Here is a 21603-nt window from a genome sequence, read left to right on the forward strand (position 1 = left end):
CCGCCAGCTCCTCGGCGAGGCGGGGCGGGGCGTCGCCGACCTGGCCGATCGGGGTGCCTGCGAGGACGAGGACTCCGGTCACGGTGAGGATCCTCGCACGGTTGCGTAGGCTTCCCGACCGTGACCGTCGTCGAGGAGGAGGGCCGCCGCACGTCCGCGGGCCCGCGCAGCCTCACGACCCTCTCGTCCACGGCGACCGGACGCCGGGTGCCCCACGCGATCGACCGCGCGCTCGGCCCCCTGCGCCCCCTGCCCCCCCGCCAGCGGCTCGTCGGCTGGCTCGGCCCGATCGCGATCACGCTGCTGGCGCTCGGCCTGCGCCTGGTCGGGCTCGGCGACCCGAAGCGGTTCGCCTTCGACGAGACCTACTACGCCAAGGACGCGTGGTCGCTGCTCAACAACGGCTACATCCAGACCTACCTGGACGACGTCGACGGCAACACCAAGACCGACATCAACGCCGACATCCTCGCCGGGCACACGCAGGACGTGTGGACCGGTGAGCCCTCGCTCGCGGTGCACCCCGACGTCGGGAAGTGGCTGATCGCGCTCGGCGAGAAGGCGTTCGGCATGGACCCGTTCGGCTGGCGGATCTCCGCCGCGGTCGCGGGCGCGCTGATGGTCCTCGTCATCTGCCGGCTGGTACGACGCCTGACCGGGTCGACGCTGCTCGGCTGCGTCGCTGGCACGCTGCTGATGCTCGACGGCCTGCACTTCGTGCTGTCGCGGCTCGCCCTGCTCGACATCTTCCTCGCGCTCTTCCTGCTGTGCGGGGTGCACTGCATCGTCGCCGACCGGGACTGGTTGCGCCGCCGCCTCGCCGCCCGCGCCGCCCTGCGGGAGGACGGCACCCTGCCCGGCTGGGGCGGGCGGGTCCTGCTCCGCCCGTGGCTGCTCGCCGGCGGCATCTGCTTCGGCCTGGCGATCGGCACCAAGTGGACCGCGCTCTACCCGCTGGCCGCCTTCGGCGTGCTGTGCTGGCTCTGGAGCGCCGGTGCCCGGCGAATGCTCGGCATCCGGTTCGCCGTGCTCAAGGGCGCCGTCGCCGACGGCGTACCCGCCTTCGTGCACCTCGTCGTCGTCGCCGGCCTCGTCTACGTCGCGACGTGGGGAGGCTGGCTGGCGCACGCGAACGAGTACGAGGAGCACCTCAGCTCCACGCAGTACCGCCAGTACACCGGCCAGGGCCACTGCGCGGACGACGACGACTCCTACGTCGCCACCGACCTCGACGACACGAAGAAGTGGCCGACCGCGACCGAGAAGGACGCCGACGGCCTGGGCGAGGCCTGGCAGTCGCTGCGCTCGCTCTGGTACTACCACCAGGACGTCTTCACCTTCCACACCCACTTCCTCAACTGCTCCGAGCACTTCTACGAGTCGAAGCCGTCGAGCTGGCTGCTGATCAACCGCCCGGTGGGTGTGGCCGTCACCAACGACATCCCGCCCGGCGAGCAGGGCTGCGGCGCCCCCGCCGGCAGCGACTGCATCAAGCAGGTGCTCCTGCTGCCGACCCCGGTGCTGTGGTGGGGCGGCCTGGTCGCCCTGCTCTTCTCCGCCGTGATGTGGGTCGGCGCCCGCGACTGGCGCTACGGCCTCGCCGTCGTCGGCGCCCTGTCCACCTGGCTGCCGTGGATGCAGTACGACGACCGCCCGATCTTCATCTTCTACGCGATCGCGGTGCTGCCGTTCACCGTCATCGCCACCACCCTCGCGATCGGCCACCTCATCGGCCCGTCCCGCCTGCCCTCGGCACGCCGGACCGTCGGCGTCGTGGTCGGCGGCGCCTTCGTCATCCTCACCCTCGTGAACTTCGCCTGGTTCTGGCCGATCTGGACCAACCAGCTGCTCACCCACAGCGAGTGGCTCCCCCGCATCTGGTTCACCCGCTGGGTCTAGCCCGGCCTGCAAGCGCACCACGACGAGGTGCGGGTTGTGGCGGCGCGACGTGCGGGTTGTGGCGGCGCGACGTGCGGGTCATGTCCGGCGCTACCCCGACCACGAGGCGCACCTCAGGCAGCCACAAGGCGCACCTCGCGGAACCATGAGGCGCACCTCGTCGTGGTGGATCAGTGGTTGCGCAGGGCGTCGATGAGCTCGTCCTTGTTCATCTTCGAGCGGCCCTCGATGTCGAGCTCGGCGGCGCGGTCCTGGAGCTCGTCGACGGTCCAGTCCTCGTAGTCGCCGGCCTTGCCGCCGCGGCGGCCGACCTCGGAGGCACCCTCGTTGTCGGCGGCGTTGGAGATGCGGGCGGCCTTCTCCTTGCTGGCGCCGTCCTCACGCAGCTCCTCGTACATGTCGGGGTTCTTGATCCCGGGACCGTGGTCCTTGCCGGGCATGGCAGCTCCTCTCGTGGTCCGTGCTGGGTCACCCTGTCGCTACCCGAGCAGCGGGCTGACAGACGCGCCGGGGCCGACCCGCACCTCGCCGCGGTCGCGGTCCACCTCGACCTCCGGGCCGACCTCCACGACGCGCGCGTGGCGGTGCAGCCAGCGCACCGCGTCGGCGAGCAGCCAGGGGCCGGACTCGCTGCGGCGGTCGTAGCCGAGCAGGGCGCCGGGGCGGCCGGGACCGACGACCAGGGCGTCGACGACCGAGCCGCGACCGTCGGCCACCCGGGTGATGCGTACGTCGAGCAGGCGGCTGCTCCGGTGCAGGCCCACCTCGGGCGGCGCGGTGACCGGCATGCCGAGCAGCTGGCCGAGCCGGACCCGCTCGGGTGCGGCCGCGTCGACCTCCTCGCGGGGGCGGAGCAGGCCGGCGCCCGGCACGGTGAGGTGGACGGCGCTGGCGATCTCGTCGACCAGATCCATCTCCACCACGTCCGGGGCGTCGCCGCCGGCGACGACGTCGTGGACGCTGGCGTGGGTGCGGGCCATCACGGCGCCGAGGCGCGGCCCGAAGCGCGGGAGGAGGGCGGGCAGGCCCGCCAGCAGGCCGGTCGGCACCAGCGACCCGTCGGCGGCGACCGTGAGCTCGACGTCGTCGACCTTGCACACCAGCCGCTCGTCGCAGTCGAGGACCTGCCGGTCCAGCAGGTGCAGCGCGGCGTCGTAGGAGTCCCTCATCAGCCCTGTCCCATCGAGGTCGCGATGATCAGCGGCACCGCCGCGAGTGCGGCGACGACGATGATCACCAGGTAGACCATCCCCAGCAGGTTGGCGAAACGACCGTTGCGGTGCTCGCCGAGGTAGTCGGGGTCGTTGGCCACCACGAGGATCGGGAAGTAGGTCAGCGGCAGCGCGACCGCGGAGAAGATCACCGACATCTCGGTGACCATGATCGGGTCGACCCCGGTGAGCAGCACCCCGGCCGCCAGCACGGTCACGACCAGCAGGATGACGTGGAAGCCGGCGGCCTCGCGGGTGCGCACGTACTTGCCCCACTGGAAGCCGAAGTACTGCGCCAGGCTGTAGCCGGTGGACAGCCCGGTCTCGCAGGCGGCGCCGAAGGTGGCGGCGAAGAAGCCGAGCACGACGACGGCGAGCCCGACCTTGCCGAGCGCGACCGCGACGGGGAGCCCGACCTGGCCGAGCGTCTCGACGGCGATGCCCTCGGGCATCAGGACCACGGTCGCGCAGGCGGCGATCGAGATCGACAGCAGGCCGCCGAGGGGGAAGCCGATGAGCACGTTCGCCCGCATCACGCCGAGGTCCTTCGGCGTCCAGCGCTCCTCCACGCCGCCGCTGGAGAAGAAGAACACCTCGTACGGCGTCATCGCGGCTCCGAAGAGCGCGACCGCGAAGTAGGCGTAGGCCGCCCAGCTCTCCGCGCCGGGCTTCTCCGCCGGCGACAAGCCCGCGGCGAGCTCGCCCCAGTCCGGGCCGAGCTGCCACAACGCCACGGCGAAGCCGATCAGCGTGAGGCCCAGCAGGCCGAGGACGTTCTCGATCGCGGAGAACTTCGCGCGCCAGAGCACGATCCACACCAGCGCGGCCACGAACGGCACGAGCAGCACGTGGTTGACCGAGCTCACCAGCTGCAGCGCGAGCGCGATGCCGCCGATCTCGGCGATGAAGGTGAGCAAGGTGACCAGCATCGAGCCGACGAGGTTGAGGAAGCCCATCCGCGGGCCGAGTCGCTCGCGGACGAGGTCGAAGGTCGCCCGCCCGCTGACCGCGGCGATCCGGCCCGACATCTCGGCGAAGACGCAGATGCCGATGACGCCGACCACCACGACCCACGCCAGCGAGAGGCCGAACCGGGCGCCGACCTGGGCGTTGGTGACGAGGTCGCCGATGTCGACGAAGCCCCCGATGGCCGTCAGGACGCCGAGCAGGACGGCGAAGTAGCGCTTCACCGGGTCACCACCGACTCACCACCGGGTCTCGGCCCGGGTGAGGCGCTCCCCCACGCGGTCGAGCCGGTCGAGCAGGTCGCGGTCGTCGTGCTCGCCAGCAACGGCGTGCTGCCGGGCGTCCTGCACGGCGCTCGAGGCGGCGTCGAGGAGGGCCTCGAGGTCGTCCGCGTCCTGCGCGCGCCCCGGAGGCACCTGGAGGCGGGAGACGTCGTCCTGCACGGTGCCCATCGCCTCCTCGGCCTGCGCCACCACCACCGTCGTGTACGACGACCAGGTCCGGTCGTCGCGGGCCGTCTCCACCGCGAGTCGGGCGGTCGCGACCTCGCTGGCAGCGTCGGTGACGGCCTGCCGCGCCTTCTGGTCCCACGCAGCGACGTCGGGCTGTCCCACGAGGGAGCAGCCCGACGCCACCGCAAGGACCCAGGCGAGGAAGCAGACCACGACGGCGGTCGTACGCCAGGCCGACATCATCGCTCGCGGTCCCGGAAGATGAACGGAACCGCGGCCCACAACGAGATGAAGGCCAGCGCGACCGCCGCCGCGGCGATCAGGGCGGCGGTCGCCGTGATCACCACGTCGAAGACGAGGTACACGGAGCCCGCCGAGAGCACGCCCAGACCGAGGATCCCGCCGAGGCAGCACCGGTGTGCGGCGCGGACGATCCACTCGCGCTCCCCCTTGCGGAAGAGCAGGCGGTGGTAGCAGACCGGCGCGACGATGGCGAAGGTCGTCAGCACCGCGACGACGAGGATGCAGAGGTACAGCGTGCGCTGCGTGTCGGTGAGTGACTCGAAGCGCTGGGTGAACGGGATGGTCAGCAGGAAGCCGGTGAGGATCTGGACACCGGTCTGCATGACGCGTAGCTCCTGCAGCAGCTCGTTGAGGTTGCGGTTGAGCTGCTGCGGGGGTCGTCGCTGCTGGTGGTTGCGCAGCGACGGGGGCGTCCTCACGCCCGGTCCTCCTCCACGTCCTGCACGCGGGGGTACGCGCCGTCGTCGTCGTCCACCAGGTCCGCAGTGTCCGCCTCGTCGACGATCGCCTCCGGGTCGCGGTCCTCCTCGTCGACGATGGCCTCCGGATCAGGATCCTTCGGGCGGTGGGCCACTGCGTCGGGGTCCTCGTCCCCGGTGAGCGCGTCCGGGCCGGCGAAGCCCTCCTGGACGGTGTCGTCGGCGGGGTGCCCGGCGACCGCGTCGCCCGGGGTCACCTGMCCCGCCGACTTGTGGCTGGCGACCTCCGACACCTGGCCGGATTCCTGGTTCTTCTCGGATTCGCTGGACATGTCGTCGCGGTACCCGTGGCCCCCGCCCGCATCCGTTCGGAAGGTGCTCAGAAGACGGGCTTGCCGCCGGTGACGCCGAGCACCGTGCCGGAGACGTACGACGCGTCGCCGGGCGAGGCGAGGAAGACGAACGCCGGGGCCACCTCGGCGGGCTGGCCGGCCCGGCCGAGTGGTGTGTCGGCGCCGAACTTCTCGACCTTCTCCGGCTCCTGGGTCGCCGGCTGGAGCGGCGTCCAGATCGGTCCCGGCGCGACCGCGTTGACCCGGATCCCGTCGCCCCCGAGGGAGGCGGCGAGGTTGACGGTGAGGTTGTTGATCGCGGCCTTGGTCGCGGCGTAGTCGAGCAGCGTGGTCGACGGCTCGTAGGCCTGGATGGACGCGTTGTTGATGATGCAGCCCGGCCGCTTGCGCAGGTGCGGGACGGCCGCCCGCACACCCCACATCAGGGCGTACAGGTTGGTCTTGAAGGTGCGGTCGATCCGCTCGTCGCTGAGGTCGTCGACGGCGTGGTCGCGGGCCATCTGGTAGCCCGCGTTGTTGACCAGGACGTCGAGCGCGCCGAGCTCGTCGACGGTGCGCTGCACGGCCTCGTCGCACGCGTCGCGGCTGGTGAGGTCGAGGGCCATCGGCAGCGCGCGCCGGCCGGCGTCCTCGACGAGGGCGACCGTCGCGTCCGCGTCCGGCTGCTCCTCGGGCAGGTAGGTGAAGGCCACGTCGGCCCCCTCGCGGGCGTAGGCGAGCGCGACCGCACGTCCGATGCCGGAGTCGCCGCCCGTGACGAGGGCGACCTGGCCCTCGAGGCGCCCGTGCCCGACGTACGACTGCTCGCCGTGGTCCGGCTGCGGCGTCATCTCGCCGGTCAGGCCCGGCGGGGTCTGCTGCTGGGCAGGGAACTGGGTGTCGTCGGAGTCGCTCATGCCCGGGAGGTACCCGGGCCCGCCTACGGGATGCGGCGGGTGGTGAGGTCGTCGAGCAGGCTGTCGAGCAGGCGGCGCAGCCCGGGGTGGCTGACGTGGCCCTCGCGGGCGACCTGGATCAGCCGGTCGGCGACCTCGCGCACCTTGACGTTGCGGTTGCGCGACCACCACTTGAGCATCGCGAAGGCGGCGTCGGCGTCGAGCCCGTAGCCGAGCATGAGGATGCCCTTGGCCTGCTCGATGGTGTCCCGCGCCGCGGCGGAGGCGGCGACGGCCGCGTCGGCGGCCGTGCGGGTCTCGGCCTCGAGCTCCGGGGACAGGTCGAGGTAGTAGCCGACGAGCCGGTCGGCCCGCCCGCCGACGGGGTGGCCCTCGTCCCACTCGCCCTCGCCGACGAGCACGACCCGGCGGATCTCGTCGCCGACGAGGATCCGGTAGTAGATGTTGAACGGCGCGCCGTCCTCGATCGCGGCGGCGATGGTGTCCTCGACGAGCTCGCGGTCCTGCTCGTGCTTGTGCTTCATGATCAGGTCGGTCGTGGGCTCGACCTCGCCCGGTAGGTAGCCGTGGATGGCGAAGACGTCGTCGTCCCACTCCCAGGTCCGGGTCTCCACGTGGAAGACGAACCTGCCGGTCTGCCGCTCCTCGGCGACGTCGACCAACGACCCGACCTGGTTCACGTGACCCTCCTGACCCGTGCTCGCAGCACCGGGGGGACCGTGTGCCGGCAGGAGTGCGGGGTACCTCCGCGTCCACCAGAGGAAGTTGCAGCGGCCCCCGTTGCCTGCAGCAGCCAATCATTCCGAACCGTGGGTCCGGCCACAACACCGGCCTGCCCCTCTCCCCCCGAAAAGAGACTGCGATGCGGCTCCCAGAACCTTGTGGACCCCTCAGCGAGGGCGTGGTGCGCGCCCTGACGGCGGAGGCGACCGGACCCCACCCCGTCCCCGAGCAGCGCGCCGTCGGCGACATCGTGATGCCCCTGGCCGACCGGGACCTGCAGCTGGCGCTGTGGATGCTCTACGAGCTGCACTACCGCGGCTTCGACGGCGTCGACCCCGACGCCGAGTGGGACCCGCTGCTGCTGGTCAGCCGGGCCGCCATCGAGCGCGTCTTCGAGCGGGCGGTGCGCCAGCTCGTCGCCGACACCGCCGACGACGGCGACGGCCTCGGCCACATCGGGGACTCCCCGGCCGAGCAGGTCACCCGGGAGCTGACCCGGCTGACCGTCTCCGAGGGTCCCTCCGACACCACGGTGTTCCTCGAGCAGGAGGCGACCCGCGACGAGTTCGTCGCCTACCTGCGGCGCCGCGCGGTGCACCACCTGCGCGAGTCCGACCCGCACAGCTTCCTGCTGCCGCGCCTCGACGGCGCGGCCAAGGTGGGCCTCGCCGAGCTGCAGTACGACGAGTACGGCTCCGGTCGTCCCGACCGGCTCCACCAGGAGCTGTTCGCGGCCGGGCTCCGCTCGCTCGACCTGCCGACCGACGTCTCGGTCTACGCCGAGGAGGCGGACGCCGCCACCCTGGCCTCGGTCAACGTGATGTCGCTGTTCTCCCTCAACCGGCGGCTGCGCGGCGCCGCGCTGGGCCACCTCGCCGCGTTCGAGGCGACCAGCGCGCTGCCCTGCGACCGGATCGCCAAGGGCGCGCAGCGCCTGGGCATGCCGGAGGTCGCGGAGTACTACGAGGAGCACGTGGTGGCCGACGCCGTCCACGAGCAGCTCGCGATCCGCGGCATCTGCGGGGGCCTGGTCACCGACGAGCCCGAGCTCGCCGACGACGTGCTCATGGGCGCGCGGGCGTGCCTGACCCTTGACGGCCTCGCCGGGCAGGCACAGCTCGACAGCTGGCTCGACGCCCGCTCCGCGCACCAGCCCGTGAGGGCCGCGGGGTGAGCGCCGCGAAGCGGGTCAGCGTCATCGAGTGCCCGGGCGGGCCACTGCTCGTGCGCGGCGCGGACGAGGTGGTCGGCGTCGACGGGCAGGTGACCGCGACCGACCGCGCGGTGGTGGCCCTGTGCCGGTGCAACCGCTCCGACCGGATGCCCTGGTGCGACGACAGCCACCGGACCCGGCGCAGGAGCAAGCAGAAGCAGAAGGACGAGCGAGCCACCTGACAGGAGGGCCGAGTGAAGGCAGTGACGTGGCAGGGCAAGGGCACGATGTCCGTCGAGGAGGTGCCCGACCCCCGGCTCTCACTTCCCGACGACATCGTCGTCAAGGTCACCTCGACCGGGCTGTGCGGCTCCGACCTCCACCTCTACGACCCCCTCGCGCCGTTCATGGAGCCGGGTGACGTCGTCGGCCACGAGCCGATGGGCGTCGTCGAGGAGGTCGGCCCCGGCGTCACCGCGCTGCGGCCGGGCGACCGGGTCGTCGTGCCGTTCACCATCAGCTGCGGGTCCTGCTGGATGTGCTCGCGCGGCCTGCACAGCCAGTGCGAGGCGACCCAGAACCACGAGCACGGCACCGGGGCCAGCCTCTTCGGCTACAGCAAGCTCTACGGCCAGGTCCCGGGCGCCCAGGCGGAGTACCTGCGCGTGCCCTTCGGCAACGCCCTGCCGATCAAGGTGCCCCACGGCCCGCCGGACGACCGCTTCGTGTTCCTCTCCGACGTGCTGCCCACGGCCTGGCAGGCGCTGGAGTACGCCGACCTCGACCCCGGCGACACGGTGCTGGTGCTCGGCGCGGGTCCGATCGGTGACATGTGCGTGCGCATCGCGCGCCACCGCGGGCTGCGCGTCATCGTGGCGGACCCGGTCGCCGAGCGGATCGACCGGTCGACGTCGTACGGCCCGGACGTGGTGTCCCTCACCGACGAGGCACCGGCGCTGCAGCAGGTCCGCGAGCTGACCCGGGGCCGCGGCGCCGACGCCGTCATCGACGCCGTCGGCATGGAGGCGCACGGGTCGCCGGTCGCCGAGGGCATGGCCAAGGTCGTCGCGCTCCTGCCCGACCGGGTGTCCGAACCGCTCGTGCGCTCGGCGGGCGTGGACCGGCTGGCCGCCCTGCACTTCGCGATCGACGCCGTGCGCCGCGGCGGCACCATCTCCGTCGTCGGCGTCTACGGCGGCGCGATGGACCCGATGCCGTTGATGGAGCTCTTCGACAAGCAGGTCCACCTGCGGATGGGGCAGGCCAACGTCCGCCGCTGGAGCGACGAGATCCTCGAGCTCCTGCTCCAGGACGAGGACCACCTCGGCGTCGAGGGCTTCGCGACGCACCACCTGCCGCTGGACGACGCACCCCGGGCCTACCGCGACTTCCGCGACAAGCGGGACGGCATGGTCAAGGTGCTCTTCCGCCCGTGACCGTCCGTGACCGTCCGTGACCGTCCGTGACCGTCCGTGACCGTCCGGGGCGCGGGGCAGGGCACACGACGACGGCCCACCGGCCGGGCCACCCGAGGCTGTCGGGCGGACCGGCCGCGTGGGCCGTCGATCAGTGCTTCGTCAGGCGGCGTTGGCCAGGCCGACGCTCTTGCGGAGGTCGGTGAAGATGCGCTGCAGGAGGCGCGACACCTGCACCTGGGTGACGCCCAGCTCGTCGGCGATCTGCTGCTGGGTCATCTGCTCGTAGAAGCGCATCCGGAGGATGGCCCGGTCACGCTCCTTGAGCTGGCGGCAGGCGGGGCCGAGCAGGGCGACGGCCTCGCTGTGCTCGAAGCCGGCCTCGGTGGTGGGCAGCAGCTCGGCGAGGCTGCTGCCGGTCTCCGAGACGGGCTCGTCGAGGGACGACGCGTGCGCGAGGTCACCGCAGGAGAGAGCCTCCTCGACCTCGGCGACCGGGGCGTCGACGGCCTCGGCCAGCTCCTCGACCGACGGCGGACGACCCAGCTCCTGGGTGAGCTCGGCCTCCATGACGGCGATCCGCGGGCGGATCTCCTGGACCCGGCGCGGGGGGCGGACGACCCAGCTCGCGGAGCGGAAGTGACGCTTCAGCTCCCCGAGGATGGTCGGCACCGCGAACACGAGGAGGTCGTCACCGAGCTCCGGGTCGAACCCGTGGACGGCACGGGTCAGCGCGAGGCACGCGACCTGCTCGAGCTCGTCCTGGGCCTGCCCGCGGTTGCGGTAGCGGGCGGCCAGCGTGCGGGCGACCGGGATGTTGATGACGATGACCTGCTCGAGGATCGCGCGGCGCTCCTCACCGTCGGTCAGACGGGCCTCGGCGAGCAGCTCCGCGGTGCGGGCCTTCCGCTCGTCCGAAGGCAGTGCCAGCTCCGAGTGAGCCGACGGGATGGTGGGTACTTCAAGGGTGATGGCGGACATGGACAACTCCTGTGGGTAGGAGCGGTGCGGCGGTGGGCTTGGCCGCGTGTCGAACATCTGTCGCGCTACTTACCCACCGTACAACACCTCAAACACGTCGTACCACCCAAAAGAACTAGTCGCCTGGTCACAGGGGGCCAGTGTGAAGAGGACTGCGCCGGCCATAACCCCCTGTCCGGCCGTCGGTTGACCCTGTCGAGAACACGGAGCCCGGTGACCGAGCCGGGCCGTCGAGGGAGGTCCCGGTGGAGCAGATCGTGGTGGCGCTCAGCCCGTTCACGCGGCGCAGCCGTTCGCTCGCCGTCGGCCACCGCGCCCAGGCGCTCGCCCGCGGCCTCGAGCCCGGCGAGCTCGTGCTGGTCCACGACCCGGTGGCCGACGAGCACTTCCGCGCCGTCGTGGCCGACGTCTCCTTCGAGCTCGACGACACGTCGTACCGGCTGGAGATCGGGGGCCGGATGACCGCCGACGAGGCGCGGGAGTGGCTGGCACCCTCGACCGGCGACGACCACCTGACGACGGGCGAGATCGTCGCGCTGCTCGAGCAGCTGCGGCGCAGCGAGCGGGACGTGCACACCGCGCTGGCCGAGCTGCGCGCCCGCTGATTCCTCCGATCGGCCAGCGCCTGCTGGCCCGTTCGGGCCATGGTCCCAAGACCCTCGGCCGGACCTGTCCCGAATGGTGCGTGCCGGCCCCTCCGGACCACCAGACTCGTCCGTGTGACTGAGTCGAACCCGATCCGCGTCTACCTCGTCGACGACCACGAAGTCGTCCGACGTGGCGTCGCCAGCCTCCTCGAGACCGACGACACCATCGAGGTCGTCGGGCAGTCGGGCAGCGCCACCGTCGCCCTGCGCGAGATCCTGGAGCTGCGCCCGGACGTCGCGATCCTCGACGCCCACCTCGGCGACGGCAGCGGCGTCGACATCTGCCGCGAGATGCGCTCGGTCGACCCCGACATCAAGGGCCTGATCCTCACCACGTACGACGACCCGGACGCCATCTCCGCGGCGATCCTGGCCGGCGCGTCGGGCTACGTGCTCAAGCGGATCGAGGGCAACTCGCTGATCAGCGGGATCAAGCTGGTCGCCGGCGGCCACTCCCTCATCGACCCCACCGTCGCCAGCCGCGTGGTGGAGCAGATGGAGATGCAGCGCCGCTCGCTCGACGTCATCTGCGAGCTGACCCCGCAGCAGCGCAAGATCTTCTTCCTCATCGCCGAGGGCATGACCAACCGCCAGATCGCCGAGGAGCTCTTCCTCGCCGAGAAGACGGTCAAGAACCACGTCACCGGTCTGCTCTCCCGTCTCGGACTGCAGCACCGCACCCAGGCCGCCCTGCTCGCCGTACGGCTCCGCGGGGGCGAGGGCACGACTGCCCCGCCGCTCGCCGAGCGCCGCGTCGGCTGACCCCGGGGCGTCCGGTCCCCACCCGGACGCTCCACTGCGAAGGACCCCGCCCGTCCCACACCGGCGGGGTCCTTCCCTTTTCCGCCTCTTCCCGGGCCGGGAACGACAGGACCCCGCCGGGCCGGGCCCGGCGGGGTTCGTCGTGTGCTGCTGGAGGCCGCCCGGCCGCCCGTCAGAGGGTGAACCGGCCGACCAGGCCGCGCAGCTGCCCGGCCATGCCGGTCAGCTCGGTCGCCGAGGCGAGCGTGTCCTGGGCTCCCTCGCGGGTGTGGTCGGCGGCGGTCGCGACCTGGGTGACGTCCTCGGCGATGCCGTTGGCGCCGGCGGCCGCCTCGGTCACCGACCGGGCGATCTCGTTGGTCGTCGCGGTCTGCTCCTCGACCGCCGAGGCGATCGTCGACTGGATGTCGTTGATCCGCGCGATGACGTCGGCGATCCGGCTGATCGCGGAGACCGCACCCTGCGTGTCGGACTGGATCGCCTCGATCTTCTGGCCGATCTCCTCGGTCGCCTTGGCGGTCTCCTTGGCGAGCTCCTTGACCTCGTTGGCCACCACGGCGAAGCCCTTGCCGGCGTCGCCGGCGCGGGCGGCCTCGATGGTCGCGTTGAGGGCGAGCAGGTTGGTCTGCTGGGCGATCGAGGTGATCACCTTGATGACCTGGCCGATCTCGGCCGAGGACTCGCCGAGGGACGCGACGGTCCCCTGCGCCTCGGAGGCGACGGACACGGCGTCGGTCGCGACGGTCGCGGCCTCGGTGGCGTTCTTGGCGATCTCGCGGATCGAGGCGGTCATCTCCTCCGCCGCCGTGGCGACGGTCTGGATGGACGCGGAGACCTGCACGCTGGCGCTCGAGGCCGAGGCGGCGCGGTCGGAGGTGGTCGTGGCTCCCTCGCCCATGCCCTGGGCCAGGGAGGTGAGCTGGTCCGCGGCGGCGGTGAGCGTCTCGGCGGTGCCGCCGATGTCGCCCATGCTGGAGCGCAGGGTCGCGATGAGGGTGCGCAGCGCGGCGGCCACCCGGCCGACGGCGTCGTCGCCCTCGATGTCGAGCTCGCGGGTCAGGTCACCGGCCGCGGCGGCAGAGACGACGTCGAGGATCTGCTCGACCTTGGCGGCCAGGTCGGCCGCCGCCTCGCGCTCGGCCTCGTCACGGGCCTTCTTGTCCGCCTCGAGGCGGAGGCGCTCGGTGACGACCTCCCAGGTCGCCATCGCGCCGATGTACTGACCGTCGGCGTCGGTGATCGCGCTGACCAGCAGGTCGAGCACCTCGCCGCCCACCTGGATGTTCGCGCGGCGCGGCAGGTAGTCGGCGGTCTCGAGCAGGCCGCGCTGGTAGGCGGGGTTCTTGTGGAAGACGTCGAGGCTGGAGCCGACGACCTCGTCGGCGCGCACCGGCAGGACGGACTCGAGCTTGCGCAGGGTGTCCAGCGAGGCCGGGTTCATGTAGCGGATGACGAAGTCGCGGTCGGCGAACATCATGTTCGTCGGGCTGTTCTCCATCATCGAGGTCACCCGGGCGACCTCCTCGGCCATCCGCACCTTCTCGGTGACGACCTCCCAGGTGGCCATCGCGCCGACGTACTCGCCGGAGGCGTCGGTGATCGGCGAGACGAGCAGGTCGAGGATCTCGGGGCCGACCTTGATGTTGGCGCGGCGCGGCAGGTTCGCCTGGTCGGCGAGGATCTGGCGCTGGTACGCCGGCGACTTGTGGAAGACGTCGAGGCTGGAGCCGACGATGTCGTCGGCGCGGACCGGCAGGTGCTCCTCGAGGCGGCGCAGGGTCTCGAGCGAGGCCGGGTTCATGTAGCGGATGACGAAGTCGCAGTCGGCGAACATCATGTTCGTCGGGCTGTTCTCCATCATCGACAGCGCGATCGCCGACGCGTCGGCCGCTGCCGGCCTGGCCGCCGGCTTGGTCGCCGGCTTGGGGGCAGCCTTGGTGCGCGGTCGGGTGGTCTTGGCGGGCCCGGTGCCGTTCACCGGGGCGTCCAGGGTCTCGGTCACGGGGTTCCTCCGGTGGTGTCGGGTGCGGTCGCCACGTCGACGGCGCGGTCGGCGTCGAGGACGAGCAGGATGGCGTCGGGGAGGGGGCAGACCCCGCGCAGCACGTCCTGCACCTCCCGGGGCATGTTCGAGGGGGCCGGCTGGGCGTCCACGCCGGCGGTGTCGATGACGTCGCCGATGTCGTCGACCAGGAGGCTGACGACCTCCCCGCGGCTGCGGACGATCACGTTCATCGGGTCCTCGTCGTCGACGCGCGGCGGCAGGCCGAGCCGGACCCGCATGTCGACGGCGGTGACGATCTGGCCGCGCAGGTTGATCAGCCCGGTGACGGCCTCGTCGGCACGGGGCACCGGCGTCATCGGCTGGAGGCGCAGGACCTCCTGCACCTCCTCGACGGCGACGCCGAAGAACAGCCCGGACACCCAGAAGGTGCAGTACTGCTCGGTGGTCGGGACGGTGGCGACGGCGCTCATGCGGACACTCCTGACCGGGCGACGACGGCGGCGAGGTCGACCAGGTCGGTGACCCGGTCCTGGACGACGGCGCTGCCGGTGACGCCGGCGCGACGTCCGACCTGGCTCGCGCTGACCTCGACCTCGACCACGTCGAGGACCTTGTCGATGACGATCCCGACGGCTCCCCCGGTGGCACCCGTCTCGTGGACGACGACGCTGACCTGGTCGCTGCGGTCGCTGGTGTCCGGCAGCCCGATCGCGGAGGCCAGGCGCACCAGCGGCAGGATCCCGTCGCGGTACTGCACGACCTCCGCGGTGCCACTGCGCTCGATGCGGTCGCGCTCGAACTCCTCGAGCCGGGCGACCGCCGCGAGCGGGAGGGCGGCACGACGGCCGTCGGCGACCTCGAGCACCAGCAGTGCGGTGCGGTCGTCGGCAGCGCTGGCCTTGAGGTCGACGACCTCGGCCTGCGTCGCGCCGACGCCGGCGGTGGCGGCGATGCCGGCCACGTCCAGGATGAGCGCGACCCGGCCGTCGCCCATGATCGTGGCGCCGGCGTACATCGCCAGGCCCTTGAGCTGCCGGCCGATCGGCTTGACCACGATCTCCTGGGTGTCGTGCACGGTCGACACGCACAGCCCAAAGCGGACGTCGTCGGACTGGAGCACCACGACGGTGAGCGCCTCGTCTCCCGGCAGGCCGCCGTCCTCGAGCACGCCGGCCAGCGGCACCAGCGGGAGCAGCTGGCCGCGCAGCCGGAGGACGGGCGCGCCGGCGAGGTCCTCGACCTGGCGCTCCAGGTCCTCGCCCTCGATGCGGACCAGCTCGACGAGGTTGGCCTGCGGGATGGCGTAGCGCTCGGCGCCCTCGCCGACCACGAGGGCCGGGATGATCGCGAGCGTGAGCGGGATGCGGACCCGCGTCGTCGTGCCGCGCCCGGGCTCGGAGACGACGTCGACACTCCCGCCGATGCGCTCGATGTTGGTGCGCACCACGTCCATGCCGACGCCGCGGCCGGAGATGTTGGAGACCGCGGAGGCGGTGGAGAACCCAGGGCGGAAGATCAGGCCGAGGACCTCGCGGCCGTCCATCCGCGCGAGCTGGTCGCGGGTCACGACCCCGCGCTCGAGGGCGACGGCGGCGATCTTCTCCGGGTCGATGCCCTTGCCGTCGTCGGCGATCTCGACGACCACCTGGCCGGACTCGTGGTAGGCGCGCAGGCTGAGCGTGCCCTTGGCCGGCTTGCCGGCGGCCGCGCGTACGTCGGGCGGCTCGATGCCGTGGTCGAGGGAGTTGCGGACCAGGTGGGTCAGCGGGTCCTTGACCGCCTCGAGCAGGCTGCGGTCGAGCTCGGTCTCGTGGCCCTCCATGACGAGCTCGACCTCGCGGCCGAGCTGGTGGGAGAGGTCGCGGACGACGCGCGGCATCTTCGACCAGACCTGGCCGATGGGCTGCATGCGGGTCTTCATGACCGACTCCTGCAGCTCGCTGGCGACCAGGTCGAGCCGCTGGCTGGCGCGCACCAGCTCGAGGTCGTCGGAGGCGAGGCTGCGCTGGATGAGCTGGTTGCGGGTGAGCACCAGCTCGCCGACGAGGTCGACGAGGTCGTCGAGCAGGTCGACGTCGACGCGGACGGAGGAGTCGACGCGGGAGCGGCGCTCGGCGCCGTCCTCGGCGTGCACCTCGGGCTCCGGGTGGGGCGCGGGGTGCGGCTCGGGGTGGGACGCGGGGACGGGTGCCGGCTCCGGCGCCAGCACGGGGTCCGGCGCGGGGTCCGGCGCGGGGTCCGGCGCGAGGTCCGGCGGGGCCGCGGAGGAGGCCGCCGGGGACACGACCGGCTCCTCTGCGGCTCCGCCGGACGAGGGCTCGCGCCCGGCCAGGAGGTCTTCGATGACGGCGACGACGGGGGCGACGTCGACGGAGGGGTCCGCGTCGCTGCTGGTGCGCTCGATCACGTCGAGGAGGGCGCGCACGGTGTCGACCATGGACAGCAGCGCCTCGGCGATCGCCGGCGTCATGACCGCCTCGCCGTCGCGCAGCCGCGACAGCAGGGTCTCGCCGACGTGGGTCAGCTGCTCGAGGCGGTTGAACGCCAGGAACCCGCTGGTGCCCTTGATCGTGTGGATCGTGCGGAAGATGCTCGACAGCCGGTCCCGTGAGTCCGGCTGCTGCTCCAGCTCGACCAGGTCACGGTCCAGCTGGTCGAGGTTCTCGTGGGACTCCACGAGGAACTCCGCGATGATCTCTGCGTCGTCGTCCATCCGCCCCTCCTTCCGGGCTGCCCATCGGCCCGGCGGGGAGGGGGATGAGGCGGTCGGGCGGAGTCGGGACCCGGGTCCCGGGTGGCCGACCCCTTCGGCTCAGGCCGGGGCCTCACGACGTCGGCAGCGCCCGGAGCAGGTCGAGGGTCGCGTGGTCGCGCAGCGCCTGGCCGCCCCGGGCGAGCATCGCGGCGAACATCCGGTCGCCACGCTCGGTCCGCACGCTGCTGTAGGCGCAGCCGAAGGTCGCGAGCAGCGGGGTCTGCACCAGCGCGAAGCGGTAGTCGTCCCAGGCGTCGTCGGGGTCGTAGTCCGCGACCCCGAGGTCGACCAGGCGGCGGTGCCACGCCTCGACCAGCGCCCGCTCGTGGCGACGACGCTCCTCCACGGGCAGACCGGAGGAGACGAGCAGCGCGACGTCGCGGGCGGGCAGGCCGAGCGCGAGGGTCTGCCAGTCGACGGTCCACAGCCGCCCGTCCGGGTGGACGAGCAGGTTGTCGGGCCGGTGGKCGCCGTGGACCAGGCCGAACCGGTCGGGGGCGCCGAGGAGCCACCGGCCGSCGKACCGGGCGRCCTCGCGCAGCGTCGCCGCGTCCTTCGCGCCCACCAGGTCGCCGAGCTTGCCGAGCACGGTCTCCACGGCGTCCGGGAACAGCTGGTCCATGAGGTCCGCGTCCTCGCGACCGACCGCGCTGAGGCCGGGGACGTCGAGCAGGCTGCGGTCGCACCAGCGCGGCGCGTGCAGGCCGGCGATGTTCTCGACCGCGGCCCGCGCCTGGGCGGGCGTGCAGCCGGTGATCTGGTCGCCCTGCTGCGCGGGCGCGAGGTCCTCGAGCAGGAGGGTGAAGGTGCCACGCTGCGCCGGGTCGTCGGAGATCGCGGCGTAGTGGACCCGCGGCACGCGGACGGCGACGGTCGGGCACAGGTCGCGGTAGAAGGTGACCTCGATGGCGTAGGAGCCGTGGAGGAACTCCCGCGACGCCGGGTCGTCGGTCGGCAGCTTCGCGAGCACCGTCGGCGGCAGCGCCGGGTCGCCCTCCAGCGCGAGGCGGTGGCACGAGCCCATCTGGCCGGTCCCGACCGGGACGGAGTGGACCGCGGTCACCTCGGCGCCGAGGGCAGCGGTCAGCCAGGCCGGGGTGAGGTCGCGGACGTCCGCGACCGGCTGCGGCGCGCTCACCGGGCCCGCCCCGGGTTGACCGGCAGGTCGGGGCGCGCGGTGCGGCGGGCGCCGTACGCCGCGAGGACGGGCTCGAGCTCCCGGGGCGTGGCGCCGTGCAGGATCACGCTGTCGACGCCGGTGCCGGCGAGCTGCTCCTGCACCCGGCGGGCGCAGGTGGCGGCGGAGCCGGTGATCGCGCAGTCGAGCCACTGCTGCGGGATCACCTTCTCGGCGAGGTACTCCAGGTCGTCGGTGCTCGCGTCGGCGTCGAACGCGCCCTGGAAGCCGGCGACCAGCGGGTCGTCCCGGAAGGCCTGGAGCCGGGCCGGGTCCCAGCCGTTGGTGCGGACCAGCAGGTCGCCGTACCCCTGCAGGTAGGTCGCGAGCCGCCCGACGGTCTTGCGCAGCACCAGCTCGTGCGGCAGCGAGTCCTCCACGACGGCGGTGCACGCCCAGACCCGCACGTCGGCCGGGTCGCGCCCGGCCGCCTCCGCCCCGTCGCGCACCCGTCGCACGGCGCGGGCGACCGCCTCGTCGCTCAGGTAGGTGTGCAGCACGACCGCGTCGGCGGTCCCGCCGGCGAGGGTGAGCGCCCGCGGCCCGATCGCGACCATGAGGACCGGGACGTCCTCGGCGACGTCCTCGTCCATGAGGAAGAGGTAGGGGTAGCGACCGGCCGGGCCGTCGTGGTCGAACCGCTCCCCCCGCCAGAGCCGGCGCAGCACGTCGACCGCGTCGGCGAGCTGGGCGCTGGTGATCCGCGGGACGCCCATGACGTCGAAGAGCGCGTCGAACCCGCGGCCGAGGCCGAGGGCGAAGCGGCCACGGGTCATCCGGTTCAGCGTCGCCGCCGCCGTCGCGGTCACGAGCAGGTGGCGGGTGTTGTGGTTGGTCGCCGCCGTCGCGATCCCGATCCGCTCGCTCGCTGCGGCCGCAGCGCCGGCGAGGACCGTGGCGTCCTTGAAGTTGAAGCGCTCGGAGAGGAACACCGAGCCGAGGCCGAGGCGCTCGGCGTCGGCCACCTCGTCTAGGAGCGCGCGCGGGTCACCCGCGTGGCCGGCGAGCCCGTAGAACCCGAGCTCGGGGAAGGCGAGCGGTGCGTCGTGCATGGCCGCAACGTAGGGCGCAGACGACCGTCGATCGACGGCTTGCGCTGCTAGATTCGACTATTCGAACTCGCTCCGCGCCTCCGTGGCGTCGCCCGGGCGGGTTCGGACGTCGAACGGAGCGCCGGTGACCGCGAGTCCCTCACCACCGACCACCCGGGTCGTCGACGTCCTCGAGCTCGTCGCCGCCCGCCGCGACCGGCCGCTGCGTGCCGCCGACGTCGCCCGCGAGCTCGGCCTCTCCCGCGCGACCACCCACGCGATCGTGCACACCCTCGCCGCCCGCGGCTGGCTGGTCCGCTCCCCTGACACCGGCCACCTCGCCCTCGGCCCCGCCCTCGGCCCGGTGGCCGCCGCCGTCGCCGAGCAGCGCACCGGCACCCGCCTCGGCGTGCGCGCCGCCGCCGGCCTCGCCAGCGCCACCGGCTGGCCGGCCTCGGTGGTCGAGCTCGTCGACGACGTCCTCTACGTCTCCAGCGTCGACCCCGACGACCTCACCGTCATGCGCGGCCAGCGCCTCCCCTATGCCGCCCCCTTCGGCACCCTCTTCGCCGCCTGGGCCGAGCCCGACGAGCGCAGGGGCTGGCTGCGCCGCGGCCGCCTCACCGAGGCCGCCGTCGCCTCCTACGGCGCCCACCTCGACCAGGCCCGCGCCGACGGCTTCCTCGTCGAGCGGATGAGCCCGGTCGTCGAGCACGTCTCGTCGCTGGTGCAGGCCACCCACGAGGGCGACTTCCCTGCCGCCGTCCACGAGCTCGCCGGGGAGCTGCTCGCCGAGGTCGTCCGGACCAGCATGGAGACCCACGACGCCGCCAGCCAGCCGGTCACCTCCGTCGCCGCCCCCGTCCCCGGCCCCGACGGCACCGTCCGCACCGCCCTCGTCGTCCACCCGCTGCGCGACCTCACCGGCGCGGAGGTGAGGCGGGCCGCGAGCATGGTGCGCCAGGCGGCGAAGGCCGTGGTGGGGTGACTGTCTTCGACTGCGCGAGCGCGTCGCCCGTCGGCGGTGGCGTTCGCCTGGCGGCAAGGCTCGAGGTTCGCTTCGCCTGACTCCCGGTGGTTGAGGTGCGACGAGCGCCAGCGAGGAGCCTCGAAACCTCCGGGCSTGTCAGGCGGACTGTGGTGGGCACAGTCCGGTGCACCGGGGCCACTGGTTTCGAGGCTCGGCGCTGGGGCGCCTCGCACCTCAACCAGCGGCGGTCGTGTTGCTTCGGGGTTGGTATCGGCGGCCGCGCAACGTAGCCGACCGGCCCCCGGCGTCAAGGACGTCGCGGTTGCCGGCACGGACTGCGTCCGCGCCGCCGCTGCGCGGCCGCCGCCTTCGTGGAAGGTCATACGGATCGTGGGCTCCAGGCCACGATCCGCATGACGTCTTGGAACGTCGCCGACTCCCGGTGGTTGAGGTGCGAGGCCGCCCGCGGCCGAGCCTCGAAACCACCGGGCCCTTGAGGCGGACTGTGTCCGGCACAGTCCGGCGCACCGGGGCCGCTGGGGCGCCTCGCACCTCGAATAGCGGCAGCGGACATGCCTGTGACCCCGCCGTCAGGCGGGGTGTGGGGCGTGGTGGCTAGTAGTCGTCGGGGTCGAGGCGGCGCGAGGTGGCGAGGACCTTGGTGCCCTTGGGGCTGACCAGGAAGTGGCGGCCGTTGGGGGAGAGCCAGAGGTAGTGGCCGGGCTGGACGGTCACGTAGCGCCAGAGGCTGAAGGTCTTGGCGCGGTGGTGGCGTCGGCAGAGCGGGACGAGGTTGCACGGACAGGTCGGGCCGCCGCGAGCGTGCTCGACGGAGTGGTCGAGGTCGCAGCGGGTCGCCTTGACGGTGCAGCCGGGGAACCTGCAGGTGTGGTCACGCAACTGGACCCGGGCGCGATGCCGGTCGGGGATCTCGTACGAGTCCACCGGAACGCAGTCGGCCAGGTCGATCACCGGACGAACGATCACAGTCGTCCTCGGTGCCTGCAGCCACTCCTTCACCTGGCTGGCGAGGACCGGTCCACCGGTTTCCTCGCAGCGGGCGACCGGGTTGTCGCCGGTCAGTGTGGCGTCGGTGACGTGGACGTTGAGGGTGACCTTGCGGCCGGGTGCGGTGGCGATGACCTCACCGGTCTCGGAGTCGGCGAACAACAGGTCCAGCGACAGGTCCTGCCGAGCCAGCTCAGCCGCAGCCTTCGACCGGCGGACATCCATCGACGAGTCGTCGCCACACTTGCCGAGGAGGATCGCTCGGCGGGTGACCGCTTCATCGAGGTCGTGGCCGTCGGCTGCGTCCATCAGGCCGTGGATCACGACGTGGCCGGTGTCGCTGGGCTCGTCGATGTCGAAGTGCCGGTGGTCCGATACCCGCTGCCGTTCGGCTTCTGCTCGTTCCGGGTCGAACCGCAGGACCGCCTCGGCCACGAGGCGTTCGAGCTGTTTCCAGCCGACGTCGTCGACGGCGGC

At 72.6% G+C, this 21603-nt stretch carries 22 protein-coding genes; 7 read left to right on the forward strand and 15 right to left on the reverse strand.

The window, feature by feature from the left end:
• The first annotated feature begins 120 nt into the window (after positions 1-120).
• Positions 121-1899, forward strand: coding sequence for a dolichyl-phosphate-mannose--protein mannosyltransferase (locus tag L615_RS13275; RefSeq protein WP_186449856.1), 1779 nt, complete (start codon positions 121-123; stop codon positions 1897-1899).
• A gap of 170 nt (positions 1900-2069) precedes the next feature.
• On the opposite strand, the gene L615_RS13280 is transcribed toward L615_RS13275, so the two are convergent.
• The 8 genes from L615_RS13280 to L615_RS13315 are packed head-to-tail and all read right to left on the reverse strand — an operon-like array spanning position 2070 to position 7179.
• Complete coding sequence (locus L615_RS13280; protein WP_028656778.1) at positions 2070-2339, reverse strand: Rho termination factor N-terminal domain-containing protein; 270 nt, start codon at positions 2337-2339, stop codon at positions 2070-2072.
• A gap of 39 nt (positions 2340-2378) precedes the next feature.
• Positions 2379-3068 (reverse strand): hypothetical protein, encoded by a 690-nt coding sequence (locus L615_RS13285; RefSeq protein WP_051486107.1) that lies wholly within the window; start codon positions 3066-3068, stop codon positions 2379-2381.
• Positions 3068-4300, reverse strand: a complete 1233-nt coding sequence (locus L615_RS13290; protein WP_028656779.1) for an NRAMP family divalent metal transporter — start codon at positions 4298-4300, stop codon at positions 3068-3070. Before L615_RS13290 ends, L615_RS13285 begins: the two co-directional genes overlap by 1 nt.
• A 15-nt stretch (positions 4301-4315) precedes the next feature.
• Positions 4316-4771: a hypothetical protein gene (locus L615_RS13295; RefSeq protein WP_145725358.1), complete on the reverse strand. Its 456-nt coding sequence runs from the start codon at positions 4769-4771 to the stop codon at positions 4316-4318.
• Positions 4768-5250 carry a DUF6328 family protein gene (locus L615_RS13300; RefSeq protein ID WP_145725359.1) on the reverse strand — a complete coding sequence of 161 codons (483 nt, stop codon included), beginning with the start codon at positions 5248-5250 and terminating at the stop codon, positions 4768-4770. The genes L615_RS13295 and L615_RS13300 overlap by 4 nt, the downstream gene beginning before the upstream one ends.
• Positions 5247-5582, reverse strand: coding sequence for a hypothetical protein (locus tag L615_RS13305; protein WP_145725360.1), 336 nt, complete (start codon positions 5580-5582; stop codon positions 5247-5249). The genes L615_RS13300 and L615_RS13305 overlap by 4 nt, the downstream gene beginning before the upstream one ends.
• Positions 5583-5629: 47 nt before the next feature.
• Positions 5630-6499: a glucose 1-dehydrogenase gene (locus tag L615_RS13310; protein ID WP_028656783.1), complete on the reverse strand. Its 870-nt coding sequence runs from the start codon at positions 6497-6499 to the stop codon at positions 5630-5632.
• 23 nt (positions 6500-6522) lie between these two features.
• Positions 6523-7179: a PAS and ANTAR domain-containing protein gene (locus L615_RS13315; protein ID WP_051486111.1), complete on the reverse strand. Its 657-nt coding sequence runs from the start codon at positions 7177-7179 to the stop codon at positions 6523-6525.
• Between the two features lie 224 nt (positions 7180-7403).
• On the opposite strand from L615_RS13315, the gene L615_RS13320 reads away from it, so the two are divergent.
• From L615_RS13320 to L615_RS13330, 3 genes are read left to right on the forward strand one after another with little or no spacing between them, the layout of a single operon-like run.
• Positions 7404-8396 (forward strand): iron-containing redox enzyme family protein, encoded by a 993-nt coding sequence (locus L615_RS13320; protein ID WP_186449857.1) that lies wholly within the window; start codon positions 7404-7406, stop codon positions 8394-8396.
• On the forward strand, positions 8393-8617 hold the full coding sequence (locus L615_RS13325; RefSeq protein WP_028656786.1) for a CDGSH iron-sulfur domain-containing protein: 225 nt from the start codon (positions 8393-8395) through the stop codon (positions 8615-8617). Before L615_RS13320 ends, L615_RS13325 begins: the two co-directional genes overlap by 4 nt.
• Before the next feature lie 12 nt (positions 8618-8629).
• Positions 8630-9811, forward strand: a complete 1182-nt coding sequence (locus L615_RS13330; RefSeq protein WP_145725362.1) for an alcohol dehydrogenase catalytic domain-containing protein — start codon at positions 8630-8632, stop codon at positions 9809-9811.
• Positions 9812-9952: 141 nt separating this feature from the next.
• Here L615_RS13330 and L615_RS13335 read toward each other — a convergent pair whose 3' ends face one another.
• Positions 9953-10771, reverse strand: a complete 819-nt coding sequence (locus L615_RS13335) for a sigma-70 family RNA polymerase sigma factor (protein ID WP_186449858.1) — start codon at positions 10769-10771, stop codon at positions 9953-9955.
• Between the two features lie 245 nt (positions 10772-11016).
• On the opposite strand from L615_RS13335, the gene L615_RS13340 reads away from it, so the two are divergent.
• Together L615_RS13340 and L615_RS13345 are read left to right on the forward strand one after the other, a co-directional pair.
• Positions 11017-11376: a hypothetical protein gene (locus L615_RS13340; protein ID WP_145725364.1), complete on the forward strand. Its 360-nt coding sequence runs from the start codon at positions 11017-11019 to the stop codon at positions 11374-11376.
• Positions 11377-11490: 114 nt separating this feature from the next.
• Complete coding sequence (locus L615_RS13345) at positions 11491-12180, forward strand: response regulator transcription factor (protein WP_232221837.1); 690 nt, start codon at positions 11491-11493, stop codon at positions 12178-12180.
• 172 nt (positions 12181-12352) lie between these two features.
• On the opposite strand, the gene L615_RS13350 is transcribed toward L615_RS13345, so the two are convergent.
• The 5 genes from L615_RS13350 to L615_RS13370 all read right to left on the reverse strand — a co-directional run bounded on the left by L615_RS13350 (position 12353) and on the right by L615_RS13370 (position 19169).
• The gene (locus tag L615_RS13350) at positions 12353-14182 is read right to left on the reverse strand and encodes a methyl-accepting chemotaxis protein (protein ID WP_261376685.1); all 1830 of its coding nucleotides are present in this window, start codon (positions 14180-14182) and stop codon (positions 12353-12355) included.
• A complete protein-coding gene (locus L615_RS13355) occupies positions 14179-14655 on the reverse strand; it encodes a chemotaxis protein CheW (protein ID WP_145725365.1) in 477 nt (158 codons plus the stop codon). Before L615_RS13355 ends, L615_RS13350 begins: the two co-directional genes overlap by 4 nt.
• The gene (locus L615_RS13360; RefSeq protein ID WP_145725366.1) at positions 14652-16898 is read right to left on the reverse strand and encodes a chemotaxis protein CheA; all 2247 of its coding nucleotides are present in this window, start codon (positions 16896-16898) and stop codon (positions 14652-14654) included. Before L615_RS13360 ends, L615_RS13355 begins: the two co-directional genes overlap by 4 nt.
• Before the next feature lie 112 nt (positions 16899-17010).
• Positions 17011-18078 carry a phosphotransferase family protein gene (locus tag L615_RS13365; RefSeq protein WP_222430550.1) on the reverse strand — a complete coding sequence of 356 codons (1068 nt, stop codon included), beginning with the start codon at positions 18076-18078 and terminating at the stop codon, positions 17011-17013.
• Positions 18075-19169: a TIGR03857 family LLM class F420-dependent oxidoreductase gene (locus tag L615_RS13370; protein WP_028656793.1), complete on the reverse strand. Its 1095-nt coding sequence runs from the start codon at positions 19167-19169 to the stop codon at positions 18075-18077. Before L615_RS13370 ends, L615_RS13365 begins: the two co-directional genes overlap by 4 nt.
• Positions 19170-19293: 124 nt before the next feature.
• On the opposite strand from L615_RS13370, the gene L615_RS13375 reads away from it, so the two are divergent.
• The gene (locus L615_RS13375) at positions 19294-20136 is read left to right on the forward strand and encodes a helix-turn-helix domain-containing protein (RefSeq protein ID WP_051486115.1); all 843 of its coding nucleotides are present in this window, start codon (positions 19294-19296) and stop codon (positions 20134-20136) included.
• Positions 20137-20733: 597 nt separating this feature from the next.
• On the opposite strand, the gene L615_RS13385 is transcribed toward L615_RS13375, so the two are convergent.
• Positions 20734-21435, reverse strand: coding sequence for an HNH endonuclease signature motif containing protein (locus L615_RS13385; protein WP_145725368.1), 702 nt, complete (start codon positions 21433-21435; stop codon positions 20734-20736).
• Between the last annotated feature and the right edge of the window lie 168 nt (positions 21436-21603).

Origin of the sequence: Nocardioides sp. J9 (assembly GCF_007829375.1) — a bacterium.
In the GTDB taxonomy this organism is placed as follows: domain Bacteria; phylum Actinomycetota; class Actinomycetes; order Propionibacteriales; family Nocardioidaceae; genus Nocardioides.